This is a genomic window from Streptomyces sp. NPDC045778 (assembly GCF_056431945.1).
On the sequence record NZ_JBWKJZ010000019.1, the window covers coordinates 68,015 to 82,338 of the forward strand.

Below are 14,324 nucleotides of genomic sequence, written 5' to 3' on the forward strand. Positions count from 1 at the left end.
ACCTCGGGTCGAGCCCGCCCTCAGCTCGATCACAATCAAACAAAGAACATCAACAGAAGTGTTCACTTCTCGAAGGGCGAGGCGTAGGTTCCGCTCAGATCATTCGCGCGACGAAGTGAGTGCTCCCATGCAGGCACCTTCCACCCAGATGCTGGCCGAGGGGCTCCGGCTGCCCACCAACGGCCTCGACTACACGATCCTCGCCCTGTACTTCGTGGTCGTCCTGGGCATCGGCTTCGCCGCCCGGCGCTCCGTGCGGACCAGCCTCGACTTCTTCCTCTCCGGCCGCTCGCTGCCCGCCTGGGTGACCGGCCTCGCCTTCGTCGCCGCCAACCTCGGCGCCACCGAGATCCTCGGCATGGCGGCGACCGGCGCGCAGTACGGCGTCGCCGTCGTGCACTGGTACTGGATCGGCGCCATCCCCGCCATGGTCTTCCTGGGCCTGGTGATGATGCCCTTCTACTACCGCTCGAAGGTCCGCTCGGTCCCCGAGTTCCTCCTCCAGCGCTTCGACAAATCCGCCCATCTGCTCAGCTCGGCGCTCTTCGCCTTCGCCGCGATCCTCATCGCGGGCGTGAACCTCTACGCCCTCTCGATCGTCGTGGAGGCGCTGCTCGGCTGGCCGCAGTGGGTGGCGATCGTGGTCGCCGGGGTCTTCGTGCTCGCGTACATCACCATCGGCGGCCTGTCCTCGGCGATCTACAACGAGGTCCTCCAGTTCTTCGTCATCCTCGCCGCGCTCATCCCGATCTGCGTCATCGGCATGAAGAAGGTCGGCGGCTGGGACGGCCTGAGCGGCAACCTGGAGAAGAGCCACGGCGACACCTTCCTCACCGCCTGGGGCGGCACCGGCATCGGCGACCCCAACCCGCTCGGCGCCAACTGGCTCACGATCATCCTGGGCCTCGGCTTCGTGCTCTCCTTCGGCTACTGGACGACGAACTTCGCCGAGGTGCAGCGGGCCCTGTCCGCGAAGAACCTCTCCGCGGCCCGGCGCACCCCGCTGATCGCCGCGTTCCCGAAGATATTCATCGTGTTCCTGGTGATGCTGCCGGGCCTCATCGCCGCGGTGCTCGTCCCGAAGATCGGCACGGCCGGCTCCGACCTCACCTACAACGACGCGATCCCCTACCTCATGCAGGAACTGCTGCCCAACGGCGTGCTCGGCATCGCGGTCACCGGGCTGCTCGCCGCCTTCATGGCGGGCATGGCGGCCAATGTGTCGTCCTTCAACACCGTGTTCACGTACGACATCTGGGCGCGGTACGTGATCAAGGGGCGCGAGGACGGCTACTACCTCGGGTTCGGGCGGCTCATCACCGCGATCGGCGTGCTCGCCTCGATCGGCACGGCCTTCATCGCCTCGTCCTTCTCCAACATCATGGGCTACCTCCAGACCCTCTTCTCCTTCTTCAACGTCCCGATGTTCGTCGTCTTCGTCATCGGCATGTTCTGGAAGCGGGCCTCCATGAAATCCGGGGTGTGGGGCCTCGTCGCGGGCACCACCGCCGCGATGCTCAACTACTTCTGGATCTACAAGCAGGGCGTCGTCGACATCCCCACCGACCAGGGCGCCAACTTCGTCTCCGCGATCGTCGGCTTCGTCGCCGGCGCGGTGGTGATGGTGGTGGTCACGCTCTTCACCGCGCCCAAGCCCGAGGCCGAGCTTGCGGGGCTCGTGTACGGCACCGTGTCCAAGTCGGCGCCGGGCCCGGAGGACGACGGGGCCGAGCCGGGCGACTCCGTCTGGTACCGCAGGCCCGCGCTGCTCGGGTGGGGCGCGGTGGTGCTCGCCGCGGCCTGCTACGTCCCCTACTCGTTCTGACCGGAGGTCCGAGCCATCATGTCCGACCTGCACAAGGAAGTCTCCGACCTGGAGCGGAAGTCCGCGACGGCCGCGCGCCTCTTCGACATCCGGCGGATCATCGGGGGCCTGTTCGTCGTCTACGGCGTGATCGTGACGGTCGCGGGGATCACGGCGTCCGACGCCGACCTCGACAAGGCCGAGGGCATCAACATCAACCTCTGGACCGGCCTTGGCATGCTCGCCCTCGGCCTCTTCTTCCTCACCTGGCTGTGGCTGCGCCCGACACCCCCGCCGCCTCCGCGGGACTGACCCTCGCGGTGCGCCCCGGACCCACCCCTTCCCGAACCGAGGGCCGCCGCCCCCGTGCCCCCGCCTTTTCGGCGCTCCGCGCCTCGTCTGCCGGCCCGCACCGGAGATATCCAGCCCGTCCGGCGTTCGAGGACGAGGCCGGAGGCCGATTAGGGCCGGGCCACGGAGGGCCGCGGGGGCTACTGGGGCGAGCCCGAGTTGTTCACGCGGCCGCCCGGGGCGGGGCGCTCCGCGCGGTCCAGGAGGCCCGTGCGGGCGGCGAGGGCCGCCGCCTCCAGGCGGGAGCCGACGCCCAGTTTCATCAGCACGCGCTGCACATGCGTCCGCGCCGTGCTGGGCGCGATGCCCATGCCCGCCGCGATGAGCCGCGTGTCCTCACCGTCCGCGACCCGTACGAGCACCTCGACCTCACGCGGTGTGAGCATCTGGAGGAGCCGCTGTCCCTCGTCGTCTGGCTGCGCGGCGGGGTTGAGCAGCTCGCTGAAGGCGCCTTGGAGCAATTGGGGCGCGACGGCGGCCTCACCGGCGCGCGCCTTCATGATGGCGCGCTCGACTCCTTCGATGCGCTCGTCGTGCCGGACGTACCCGGACGCGCCGGAGGCGAACGCCGCCGCGATGCCGCGCGGCGACGGGACGGGCCCGAGCACCACCACGGCGACCTGCGGACGCTCCCGCTTGATCTTGACCACGGGGTCGAACATGCCCGGCTCCGCGGGTGTCGCCGTGCCGAGCAGGCACACCTCGGGAGCCCTGCTGATGACCAGCTCGGCCGCGCCCGCGGCGGGCGCGGCCGCGGCCAGCACCCGGTGCCCGCGCAGCTTGAGCGCCGAGGCGAGCGCCTCGGCGAGCAGTCGGTGGTCGTCGACCACCATGAGCCGCACACCCATCGAGCTACCCCCCAATGTCCCCCACGGATTCCCCCACTGGTCCCCCCACGGACCCGGGGCCCCGGCCCTCCATCCCCCGGAAGCTACACGCTTGTTCGACGTTGCGCTGCCCCTACCGTCCAGATGCAGCCCTGGATGCCGAAATCACTGCCTTTGGGGTAGCGGCAGTACGGGAGTACGGAGAGTGAACGGCCCCCGGGACGGGAACGGCCCCGGACCGTGCGGTCCGGGGCCGTCGGTGGCGGTGCGTGACCGGTGCGCGACCGGTCACGGACCGGTCATCCCGTGGTGAAGGCCAGCGCGATGTACTCCTTGTCGTCCTTGGAGTACGGCTTGCTGATCAGCTCCTTGCCCATGAACAGGTGGCCGTTGCCGTACAGGACCTCGTTGGACTTGGGCACCATGCCGCTGATGGCGCTGCTGACCGATTCGGTCGCGGGCGTCTCCAGGAGCGTGGTCTCCTTCATCGACTTGCCGTCGAGCGAGACGACCTGGGCGCCCTTGTTGTAGCCGCCGCCCTTGTACGCGAGGACGTTGCCGCCGTCCATGCGCAGCGGGAACATCTCGCCGTCCTTGCCCGCGTCCGCGCGGTCACCGGTGGTCTTGCCCGTGGCCAGCGAGAAGCCGATGATCTCGTTGGTGAAGCCGTAGCCCGAGCCGCCCGCGTCGTGCTGGCGCGTGGGGACGTACAGCTTGTCGTTGCCGACGGCGATCGCCTTGCAGCTGTAGACCTTGTTGACGTCGCAGTCGTGGGAGTACTTGCCGTCCTGCAACTTGATGCGGGCGCGCAGCTTGCCGTTGGCACCCAGCGAGAAGACGTCCGTGGCACCGCTCGCCGTGATCTTGTCGGTGTCCTGGCCGAAGACGACCGGGTTCGTCGAGATGATCTTGGCGTTGTCGATGCCGGGGGCGAGCGGGTAGCTCCACTTGTCGTCGCCCGTCTTGGGGTCGAGGAGCTGGATCTTCAGCTTGGGGTCGTCGTAGTCACCGCACTTGCGGACCGCGACGAGCTGGTCGCCGCCCGCGTAGCCGACGTCCTTGCACTTGTCGCCGATCTGCGGCTTCCACAGGAGCTTGCCGGAGAGGTCCCAGGCGGCGCCGGTGCCGCCGGTGCCGGAGCCCGCGGCGATGGTGGAGCCGGAGAGGGTGATCTCCTCGAACTCCACCTTCATGCCGCTGTTGGTGACGTCCTTCGTCCACAGCTTCTTGCCGGTCTTCAGGTTGATCGCGGAGACCTGGCTGCAGTCCGGGTACTTGTTCGCCTTGGTGGCCTTGGCGTCCTTGGCGACGACGGCGGTGATGCCGTCCTTGGTGATCTCCTTGGAGACCGCGCAGGTCTCGCCGGTGAGCGGGATCGACCACTTCTCCTTGCCGGATGAGGGGTCGTACGCGATCAGGGCGTGGTCCTTGTCCTTGCCCTGGTAGCCGGACTTGACGACGGCGTCGTCGGTCAGCCAGGAGCCCTCGACGTTCCACACGTCGTCCTTGGGCACGGCCGGGGCGGGGACCTGGAAGGCCACCTTGGCGCTGGTGTCCGCCGGGGCCTTCTCCTTGGCAGGGCCGCCGGAGGGCAGGTCCTTCTCGCCGCCCTTGCCGTCCTTGCCGTCCTTGTCGTCCTTCTTGGCGCTGGCGGTCTTGTCGTCGCCATCCTTCTGCGACGCGTAGATCACGCCGGCGCCGACGATCAGCGCGATCGCGGCGACCGCCGCGACGATGATCGTCATCTGCTTCTTCTTGCCGCCGGAACCGCCCGGGCCGCCGGGGCCCGCGGGCTGCGGCTGCATCGACACGGTGGGCGGCTGCGGGTAGCCGTACTGCGGCTGGCCGGGGGCACCGGGCTGGCCCGGGTAGCCGTAGCCGGGCTGCTGGCCGTAGGCGGGGGCCGCGGGCTGGCCGTAGGCCGGTGCGGCGGGCTGGCCGTACGCCGGGGGCGCGGGCTGGCCGTAGGCGGGCGGGGCGGCCGGGGCCTGCGGCGGGGCGGCGGGCGGTGGCGTCTGGGGCGGCTGCGGGGCCTGGGGCGCCTGCGGGTAGCCGTACGGGCCCTGGCCCGGCTGGCCCTGCGGGGGCGGGGGCGGTGTGCCCGGGGCCTGCGGGTAGCCGTAGCCCGGCTCCGGGGCCTTGCCGAAGCCGCCGGACGGCGGTTCCTGCGGGGCGCCGAACCCGCCCTGCGGGGGCTCGTTGGGGGGCTGAGGCGGCTGAGTCATGACGTCTTTCCTTGGGGGACGGAAGGGGAACTAAGCGGTCTAGTGGAAGTGTGGTGCGGTTCGGCAGCGCCCCGAAGGGGCGCGGGGAACTGCGCGACCAGCCACGACGGTTCCGCAGGCGATCGACGGCCCATCGCAGCAATTCCAGCGAAGCGCTTAGGCGGTGCGGAGGGTCACTTGCCGTAGGCCAGCATCAGCTTCTCGCGGCCCTGCGCGGAGCCGGAGAGGCGCGTGGTGGAGAGGTAGAAGCGCCCGTCCACGTAGTCGATCGCCTTCGAGAAGAAGCCGTTCTCGATCTTCGACGTCCCCTCGGGGTTCTTGAGCAGCGTCTTCGGCGTGTGCGAGCCGCTCGGCGCGATGGAGACGACCTGGCCGCCGCTGGTGTACGACGGCTTGACGTACGCGACGAGCCGGCCGTCCTGCATCTTCATCGGCATCATCGAGGTGTCCGACGGCGACTTGACGCGCCAGTTCGCCTTGCCGGTGTTCAGGCCGATCGCGACGATCTCGTTGGCGCCGGTGGTCTTCTTGGTCGGCAGGTACAGGTACGTGTCGTCCGCGACGGCGCCCGCGCAGCCCTGGAGGTCGCTCACCATGACGCCGCCCCAGCCGCACTCGGGCGCGAAGTCCTCGTTGACGCGGACCTCGGAGCGGGTCGCGGAACTACCCGGCTTGAGCGTGGTGATGTTCCACTGCTTCTTGTCCTCGTTGGTGAGGTAGAGGACGGCCGGGGTGGTGGAGTAGACCTTGTTCAGGCGCCAGCCCTTGGGGAACTTCTTCGTCCACTTGGCCTTCCCTGTCTTCGGGTCCAGCTCCTGGATCTCGTGGTGCTCGGTGGGCGTGCTGGCGCCGCAGGACAGCGCCCGCAGCAGCCGGTCACCGCCCGTGAAGCCGTTCGGGAAACAGGTGCCCTCGTCCTTCTTGCGCGAGACGAACAGCTCGTCGCCGCTGCTCATGCTGTACGCGGTGCCGGACTGCGAGCGGCCGACCATCAGGGTGTCGCCGGTGATGGTCAGCTCGATGCTGAGCGTGGAGTCGAAGAGACCTTCCTCCTTGATCTGCTTCTTCCAGCCCTTCTTACCCGTCTCCAGGTCGATGACCTGGAGCTGGTCGCACTTGGCGTCGCTCTTCGTGCCGCCCTTGTACGCGACGACGACCTTGCCGTCCTCGCTGACCTGCTTGGAGGCCGCGCAGATCTCCTGGGGCAGCTCGATGGCGGGCCACTTCGGCGCGCCCGACTCGACGTCGTAGCCCAGGACTTCCTTGTAGACGGCCTTGACCGCGACGCCGTCCTCGACCCACATGCCGGGGGCGTCGGCGCCCTTGCCGGGGGCCTTGGGGGCCTCCTTGTACCAGAGGACCTTCGACTCACCGGCCTGGCGGCCCTCGTTGAGGTCCTCCTTGCCTTCGTGGCCGTCGCCGCTGCCGTCGCCCGGGTTGACCGGGGCGGAGGCGGTGGGCTTGGGGCCCTTCTTCTTCGACTCGGACTTCTTCTTGTCGTCATCGCCGCCGCTGGTGAGCGCGTAGACCGCGCCGCCCGCCACGAGCAGGGTGGCCACGGCGGCCCCGATGATCACCGCGGTCTTGCCCTTGAAGGGGCCCTTACCGCCGCCACCGCCGGGCGGCGGGGTGACCGGGCCGCCGGGGCCTGCGGGGTACTGCTGCTGCGGGAAGCCGTAGCCCGCGGGCTGCGGGGGCTGGCCATAAGGGCCGGGCTGCGGGGGCTGACCGTACGGACCGGGCTGCTGCGGCTGGCCGTACGGACCGGGCTGCTGCGGCTGACCGTACGGACCGGGCTGCTGCGGCTGGCCGTACGGGCCCTGCTGCTGCGGATAGCCGTACGCGCCGGCCTGTGCGGGCGGCTGCTGCGGGTAGCCGTAGCCGGGCTGCGGGGCCGGGGGAGGCGACTGCGGCGGACCCGCGGGAGGCGTCGGCGGCTGCGGCGGACCGGGCTGCCGCGGGTCCTGTGGATCCTGGGCGGCTCCGAAGCCGCCATGGGGCGGCTGGTTGGGCGGCTGAGTCATCAGCGCTTCCCCCTTCACTGATTTTTCGGCACGCCAAGTGGTGCTCAGGCCGACCTTTCTATCACTCCAATCAAGCCATGGCCGGGACCGGTCCTGACCCTGTACCCAAGGGCGGACCGGCCCGTGATGCCTCCGTTATGCGATGCTCACGCGTTCTCCGCCAGCTCCAGCCAGCGCATTTCCAACTCTTCACGCTCGGAACCGAGTTCACGCAGTTCCGCGTCCAGTTTGGCCACCTTCTCGAAGTCTGTGGCGTTATCGGCGATCTGCGTGTGGAGCTTGCTCTCCTTGGCCGAGATCTTGTCCAGCTGCCGCTCGATCTTCTGGAGTTCCTTCTTCGCGGCGCGGGCGTCGGCGGCCGAGACCGCGGGGGTCTCCGGCTCGGGGCGCGCGGCGGGCGCGGGGGCCGCGGCCTCGGTCATCCGCTGCCTGCGCTCCAGGTACTCGTCGATGCCGCGCGGCAGCATCCGCATCGTGGCGTCGCCCATCAGCGCGTGCACCCGGTCCGTGGTGCGCTCGACGAAGAACCGGTCGTGCGAGATCACGATCATCGAGCCGGGCCAGCCGTCGAGCACGTCCTCCAGCTGCGTGAGGGTCTCGATGTCGAGGTCGTTGGTGGGCTCGTCCAGGAAGAGCACGTTCGGCTCGTCCATCAGGAGGCGCAGGAGCTGGAGCCTGCGCCGCTCACCGCCCGAGAGGTCGCCGACCGGCGTCCACTGCTTCTCCTTGCCGAAGCCGAAGGTCTCGCACAGCTGGCCCGCGGTCATCTCCCGGCCCTTGCCGAGGTCGACGCGCTCGCGCACCTGCTGCACGGCCTCCAGGACGCGCGTGGCCGGGTCCAGCTCGGCGACCTCCTGGGAGAGGTAGGCGAGCTTCACGGTCTTGCCGACGGCGATCCGCCCGGCGACGGGCTGCGTCTCGCCCTGGGAGCGGGCGGCGTCCGCCATGGCCCGCAGGAGCGAGGTCTTGCCCGCGCCGTTCACGCCCACCAGGCCGATGCGGTCGCCCGGGCCGAGCTGCCACGTCAGGTGCTTCAGGAGCAGCTTGGGGCCGGCCTGGACGGACACGTCCTCCAGGTCGAAGACGGTCTTGCCGAGCCGGGTGGTGGCGAACTTCATCAGCTCGCTGGTGTCGCGCGGTGCCGGCACGTCCTTGATCAGCTCGTTGGCCGCCTCGACGCGGAAGCGCGGCTTGGAGGTGCGGGCCGGGGCGCCGCGGCGCAGCCACGCCAGCTCCTTGCGGACCAGGTTCTGCCGCTTGGTCTCCTCGGTGGCGGCGATGCGCTCGCGCTCGGCGCGCGCGAAGACGTAGTCGGAGTACCCGCCCTCGTACTCGTAGACCGTGCCCTTCTGGACGTCCCACATGCGGGTGCACACCTGGTCGAGGAACCAGCGGTCGTGGGTCACGCACACGAGCGCGGAGCGGCGCTCGCGCAGGTGCTGGGCGAGCCAGGCGATGCCCTCCACGTCGAGGTGGTTGGTGGGCTCGTCGAGCACGATCAGGTCCTGCTCGGCGATGAGCAGCTGGGCGAGCGCGATGCGGCGGCGCTCGCCGCCGGACAGCGGGCCGATGACCGTGTCGAGGCCCTGGGGGAAGCCCGGCAGGTCGAGGCCGCCGAAGAGGCCCGTGAGGACGTCCCGGATCTTGGCGTTCCCGGCCCACTCGTGGTCGGCGAGGTCGCCGATGACCTCGTGCCGGACGGTCGCCTCGGGGTCGAGCGAGTCGTGCTGGGTCAGCACGCCCAGGCGCAGGCCGCCGCTGTGCGTGACGCGGCCGGTGTCGGCCTCCTCCAGCTTGGCGAGCATCCGGATGAGGGTCGTCTTCCCGTCTCCGTTGCGCCCGACGACTCCGATCCGGTCGCCCTCCGATACGCCGAGCGAGACGCCGTCGAGCAGCGCGCGGGTGCCGTACACCTTGCTGACGTTTTCGACATTGACCAGATTGACGGCCATTTCACTCCTGACGAGGGGGTGGATCAGCCTTCAAGAGTAGGGCGTGGACCGGCGTCGACGGCACGCGGTCGAACAGTCACTCGATGTGATGACGTGATCCGGAAGCGGTCGCTACCGTGGAGGGGCAGGCCGAAGAATCCCGCGCATGGGAGGAACCACCATGACCGCCGAGCCGATTGACAAGGCCGCCGACCCCGTGCCCGAGCCGACGCCGCAGTGGCCGAGACCTCCGGTGGACGGCTGGACAGTGGACGACCTGCACACCTTGCCCGACCTCCCGCCGCACACCGAGATGATCGACGGGAGCCTGGTCTTCGTGACTCCGCAGCGCGCGTTCCACAACCTGATGATTCGCCTGCTGACGAACGGACTGCTCGACAGCGCGCCGCCAGCGTTCAAGGTCTTCAACGAGATGACCGTCGTCATCGATCGTAGGAACGGTCCCGAACCGGACGTCCTCGTCGTCCGCGAGGAAGCCTTCGAGAGCCTGCGGCAGACCTCGTTCGACGTCGCCGACGTCCTCCTCGCCGTCGAAGTCGTCTCGCCGGAGTCCGAGGCCCGGGACCGCAACACCAAACCCCGTAAGTACGCGGCGGCCGGGATCAAGCACTTCTGGCTCGTTGAGATGGAGGGCAAGGACGACCACCCGATCGTCCGCGTCTACGAACTCGACCCGGTCACCCGTGAGTACACCTCGAGCGGCACCCACCGTGACCGACTCAAAGTTCGCGCACCCTACGACATCGACATTGACCTGACCGCCCTCCACAAGCGGTAAAGCGCCGCTCAGACAACCGTCGCCCCCGGGGCGGGCGCGACCGCCACCCGCGCCGTCCGGCACGTGCCCGACGCGCGCAGGGCCGTGGCGATCTGCTGGGCGGTGGTCGCGTCCTTGGCCAGGAAGGCGGTGGTCGGCCCCGAGCCGGAGACGATGCCCGCGAGCGCGCCCGCCTCCGTGCCCGCCTTCAGGGTCTCGGTGAGCGCGGGGAAGAGGGAGAGCGCGGCGGCCTGGAGGTCGTTGGAGACGGTGCCTGCCAGGGCCACGGCGTCGCCCGCGCGCAGGGCGTCGAGCAGGGCCGCCGAGGCCTCCGGGGCGGGCGCGTGCGGGGTCAGGCGGTCGAACTCGCGGTACACGGCGGGCGTCGAGAGGCCGCCGTCGGCGACGGCGAAGACCCAGTGGAAGGCGCCGCCCACCTCAAGGTCCTGGAGCCTCTCGCCCCTGCCCGTGCCAAGGGCCGCCCCGCCGACCAGGCTGAACGGCACGTCGCTGCCGAGTTCCGCGCAGATGTCGAGCAGCTCCTGCCGGGACGCCCCGGTCCCCCACAGCGCGTCGCAGGCCAGCAGGGCGCCCGCGGCGTCCGCGCTGCCGCCCGCCATGCCGCCCGCGACGGGGATGTCCTTGGCGATGTGCAGGTGCACGTCGGCGGGGCGGCCGTGGCGCTCGGCGAGGGCGAGGGCCGCGCGGGCCGCGAGGTTGGTGCGGTCCAGGGGCACCTGGGCGGCGTCCGGGCCCGAGCAGGTGACGCGCAGCTCGTCGGCGGGTGCCGCCGTCACCTCGTCGTACAGGCCGACGGCGAGGAATACGTTGGCGAGGTCGTGGAAGCCGTCGGGCCGTGCGGGGCCCACGGCGAGCTGCACGTTGACCTTCGCGGGCACGCGGACGGTGACGCTCACGCCGTGGCCCCCTTGTGCTCGGCGATGGCCGCGAACTCCTCGACGGTCAGGGACTCGCCGCGCGCCTGCGGGGACACGCCCGCGGCGACCAGGGCGGCCTCGGCGGCGGCCGCGGAGCCCGCCCAGCCGGCGAGGGCGGCGCGCAGGGTCTTGCGGCGCTGGGCGAAGGCGGCGTCCACGACGGCGAACACCTCCTGCTTCGAGGCCGTGGTCTTCACCGGCTCGGCGCGCCGCACCAGGGACACCAGGCCGGAGTCGACGTTGGGCGCGGGCCAGAAGACGTTGCGGCCGATGGAGCCGGCGCGCTTGACGTCCGCGTACCAGTTGGCCTTCACGGACGGGACGCCGTACACCTTCGAGCCCGGGGCGGCGGCGAGGCGGTCGGCGACCTCGGCCTGCACCATCACGAGCGTGCGCTCCAGGGTGGGGAAGGTGTCGAGCATGTGCAGCAGCACCGGCACGGCGACGTTGTACGGGAGGTTCGCGACCAGGGCCGTCGGGGCGGGGCCCGGCAGCTCGCGCACCAGCATGGCGTCGCTGTGCACGAGCGCGAAGGCGTCCGCCTTCGCCGGGAGCCGGGCCGCGATCGTCGCCGGGAGGGCCCCGGCGAGTACGTCGTCGATCTCCACGGCGGTGACGTGCGCGGCGCTCTCCAGGAGCGCGAGGGTCAGCGAGCCGAGCCCCGGGCCCACCTCGACCACGACGTCGTCGGGGCGGACCTCCGCGGTGCGGACGATGCGGCGGACGGTGTTCGCGTCGATGACGAAGTTCTGGCCGCGCTGCTTGGTCGGCCGGACGCCGAGGGTCGCGGCAAGGTCGCGGATGTCGGCGGGCCCCAGGAGGGCGTCGTGCTCGGTGCTACTCACCGCCCCAGGGTATCCGCGCCCCGCCCCCGGCCCATCCGGCCGCCCGGCCGTCAGAGGCGTTTGCCGCAGTGGGGCCACGGGCTCGCGCCGCGCTGGACGTAGAGCTTCTTCGCGCGGAGGGTCTGTTCGGCGGCGGGCGCGTCCTGGGGGCGGCCTGAGCCGCCGAGGCCCTGCCAGGTGCGCGTGTCGAACTGGTAGAGCCCGCCGTAGGTGCCGGAGGGGTCCACCGCGCTCGCGCGCCCTCCGGACTCGCAGGCCGCGAGCGCCCCCCAGTCGAGCCCGTCGGCGCCGGGCACGGCGGTCGTGGGCGGGGCCTTCGTGCCGACCTTCACGATCCGCGTCTGCGGCTCGCGCACCACCTCGCTCTTGATGCGGCGCGGCTTCTGCTTCACGCCGTTGACGGTGCGCAGCGCGTACGTGACCCGCCGGGCGCCTTCGTGCCCGGCCTGCACCACGACCTCCGTGCCGCGAAGCAGCGAGGCGTCCTGGGTCTTGCGGACCTCGTACGGGATGACCTCCTCGCGCACCTCCTTGCGGCCGGAGATCCGCATGACGGTGATGGTCTGCCCGTCGCGCGGGAAGCTGTCGGGCGGCGCGGACGTCGTGTCGGAGCCGCGCAGGGTGACGCCGGACTCCTCCACGGCCTCGCGGACGGTCGCCGCGTTCGTCCGGAGGGTGCGGGCCCGTCCGTCGGCCATGACGGTCACGGTGCGCTCGGTGCGCACGTCGAGGTCGAGGCCCTCGCGGGCGATGCGCTTGCTGCGCGACGCCGACAGGTAGGCGCCCTCGGCGCGCACGCCGAGCTGGCGCAGGGCGTCGTCGACGGTGCGGGCGGTGGTCCACACCTGGCGGCTCTTGCCGTCGAGGGTGAGCCGCACCGGGCGGCCGTAGCGGACGGCGATCTCGTCGCCGCTGGCGAGCACGGTGCCTGCGGTGGGCGCCACGATGTCGTGGGCGCCGACGTCCACACCCTCGTCGGCGAGGAGTTCGCCGACGTCGTCGGCGAAGGTGTGCAGCGTGCGGGACTTGCCGTCGACGCTGAGCTGGACGGCCTTGTCGTTGGCGACGAAGGCGGAGGTGCCGCCCGCGAGGAAGGCGACGACGAGGGCCTGCGGCACGAGCCGGCGCAGCCCGTCGGGCCGCTCGCCGCCCCGCTTGCGCCGCGCGGCGCGCCGCGCCCGGGCCCGTCCCCCGGCCCGGGGCCCGTCGGCCTGCCGGGGCAGCAGGGGCCCGGGGCCGGTCTCGGCGTCGGGGGCCTCGGCGTCGGGGTCTTCGGCGTCGTCCGGGGCCGGAGCGGCCTCGGGGTACGCCGTGTCGTGCGGGTACCCCGCGTCGTGGACGGCCTCGGCGTAGCCGCCGTACTCCCCGGCCTCCGGCGTCATCTCGTACGCCGGCCGGTAGGTGTCCCCGTACTCCTCGTACCCCTCGTACCCCTCGTATCCCTCGTATCCCCCGTGCCCCACGGCGGCCCCGGCGCCCCCGTACGGCTCATAGGGCGTGAACGGCGCCTGCCCGTACGTCTCGTACTGCGGTTTGCTCACGACGACGCTCCAGCTGACATGTGGACCACTGACAAGCCATGTGCAGATCGGCTTGCAGAACCTAGCGGAGCAGCCGTCACTCTCCAAAGCAGGGTGGCTACTCTGTGTCGCGGTACTGCCCCAGGCTGTCAGGCCCTGGAACGCTTCGGTCGTTATCGATCAGTAACCAAAGGCGCGGGCCGTGTTCGCCGAGACGGCCGCGGCCATGGTGTCCTCGTCGACGCCCTTCACCTCGGCCATGGCGCGCAGCGTGACCGGAATGAGATACGGGGCGTTGGGCCGTCCGCGGTAGGGCGCCGGGGTCAGGAACGGGGCGTCGGTCTCGACCAGGACAAGCTCCGGCGGGGCCACGGCGAGCGCGGCGCGCAGGTGCCCGGCGTTCTTGAAGGTGACGTTGCCCGCGAAGGACATGAAGTAGCCGTGCTCCGCGCAGACCTCGGCCATCGCGGCGTCGCCGGAGTAGCAGTGGAAGACGGTGCGCTCGGGGGCGCCCTCCTCCTTGAGGACGCGCAGCACGTCGTCGTGGGCCTCGCGGTCGTGGATGACCAGGGCCTTGCCGTGCCGCTTGGCGATCTCGACGTGGGCACGGAAGGACCGTTCCTGCGCGGCCATGCCCTCGGGTCCTGTGCGGAAGTAGTCGAGGCCGGTCTCGCCGACGCCCTTGACGTGCGGCAGCGCGGCGAGCCGGTCGATCTCGGCGAGTGCCTCGTCGAGCGCGGCCTCTCCCCCGGCGGCGCGGGCCCCCTGCCGCGACCATCCGTCGGGATCCCCGTGCACGATGCGCGGCGCCTCGTTCGGATGAAGGGCCACCGCCGCGTGGACGGCGGTGTGCGCGGCGGCGGTCTCGGCGGCCCAGCGCGACCCGGCCACGTCGCAGCCGACCTGGACGACCGTGGTGACGCCCACCGACGCGGCCTTGGCGAGCGCGTCGTCGACGGTGCCGGACTGCATGTCGAGGTGGGTGTGGGAGTCGGCGACCGGGACGCGGAGCGGGGCGGGGGCTGGGGGCGGGGTGGTGTCGGCGGGCATGCCTCGATCCTACGGAGCCCGGCCGCCGGGC

The 14,324-nt window shown here is 71.2% G+C and carries 11 protein-coding genes; 3 read left to right on the forward strand and 8 right to left on the reverse strand.

The features are described 5' to 3' along the window. Window positions 1-127: 127 nt before the first annotated feature. Together AC07GB_RS23960 and AC07GB_RS23965 are read left to right on the forward strand one after the other, a co-directional pair. Window positions 128-1,825: a sodium:solute symporter family protein gene (locus AC07GB_RS23960; protein ID WP_478848633.1), complete on the forward strand. Its 1,698-nt coding sequence runs from the start codon at window positions 128-130 to the stop codon at window positions 1,823-1,825. 18 nt (window positions 1,826-1,843) lie between these two features. Continuing rightward, window positions 1,844-2,116 (forward strand): hypothetical protein, encoded by a 273-nt coding sequence (locus AC07GB_RS23965; RefSeq protein ID WP_478848635.1) that lies wholly within the window; start codon window positions 1,844-1,846, stop codon window positions 2,114-2,116. A 179-nt stretch (window positions 2,117-2,295) separates the two neighbouring features. On the opposite strand, the gene AC07GB_RS23970 is transcribed toward AC07GB_RS23965, so the two are convergent. The 4 genes from AC07GB_RS23970 to AC07GB_RS23985 all read right to left on the reverse strand — a co-directional run bounded on the left by AC07GB_RS23970 (window position 2,296) and on the right by AC07GB_RS23985 (window position 9,183). Next, entirely contained in the window at window positions 2,296-3,003 is a 708-nt protein-coding gene (locus AC07GB_RS23970) for a helix-turn-helix transcriptional regulator (RefSeq protein WP_366791556.1), read from the reverse strand. 278 nt (window positions 3,004-3,281) lie between these two features. Beyond that, complete coding sequence (locus tag AC07GB_RS23975; protein WP_478848637.1) at window positions 3,282-5,207, reverse strand: outer membrane protein assembly factor BamB family protein; 1,926 nt, start codon at window positions 5,205-5,207, stop codon at window positions 3,282-3,284. Window positions 5,208-5,380: 173 nt separating this feature from the next. Next, window positions 5,381-7,231: an outer membrane protein assembly factor BamB family protein gene (locus tag AC07GB_RS23980; protein ID WP_478848639.1), complete on the reverse strand. Its 1,851-nt coding sequence runs from the start codon at window positions 7,229-7,231 to the stop codon at window positions 5,381-5,383. A 146-nt stretch (window positions 7,232-7,377) separates the two neighbouring features. Continuing rightward, entirely contained in the window at window positions 7,378-9,183 is a 1,806-nt protein-coding gene (locus AC07GB_RS23985) for an ABC-F family ATP-binding cassette domain-containing protein (RefSeq protein ID WP_478848641.1), read from the reverse strand. Window positions 9,184-9,328: 145 nt separating this feature from the next. On the opposite strand from AC07GB_RS23985, the gene AC07GB_RS23990 reads away from it, so the two are divergent. After that, complete coding sequence (locus tag AC07GB_RS23990; protein ID WP_478848643.1) at window positions 9,329-9,961, forward strand: Uma2 family endonuclease; 633 nt, start codon at window positions 9,329-9,331, stop codon at window positions 9,959-9,961. A gap of 8 nt (window positions 9,962-9,969) precedes the next feature. Here AC07GB_RS23990 and AC07GB_RS23995 read toward each other — a convergent pair whose 3' ends face one another. The 4 genes from AC07GB_RS23995 to AC07GB_RS24010 form a co-directional block, all read right to left on the reverse strand. Next, window positions 9,970-10,857 (reverse strand): 4-(cytidine 5'-diphospho)-2-C-methyl-D-erythritol kinase, encoded by an 888-nt coding sequence (locus AC07GB_RS23995; protein WP_478848645.1) that lies wholly within the window; start codon window positions 10,855-10,857, stop codon window positions 9,970-9,972. Further along, window positions 10,854-11,723 (reverse strand): 16S rRNA (adenine(1518)-N(6)/adenine(1519)-N(6))-dimethyltransferase RsmA, encoded by an 870-nt coding sequence (gene rsmA, locus AC07GB_RS24000; protein ID WP_478848647.1) that lies wholly within the window; start codon window positions 11,721-11,723, stop codon window positions 10,854-10,856. The genes AC07GB_RS23995 and rsmA overlap by 4 nt, the downstream gene beginning before the upstream one ends. Window positions 11,724-11,773: 50 nt before the next feature. Continuing rightward, window positions 11,774-13,264: a ubiquitin-like domain-containing protein gene (locus tag AC07GB_RS24005; RefSeq protein ID WP_478848649.1), complete on the reverse strand. Its 1,491-nt coding sequence runs from the start codon at window positions 13,262-13,264 to the stop codon at window positions 11,774-11,776. 159 nt (window positions 13,265-13,423) lie between these two features. Next, window positions 13,424-14,293: a TatD family hydrolase gene (locus AC07GB_RS24010; RefSeq protein WP_478848651.1), complete on the reverse strand. Its 870-nt coding sequence runs from the start codon at window positions 14,291-14,293 to the stop codon at window positions 13,424-13,426. Window positions 14,294-14,324 lie beyond the last annotated feature (31 nt).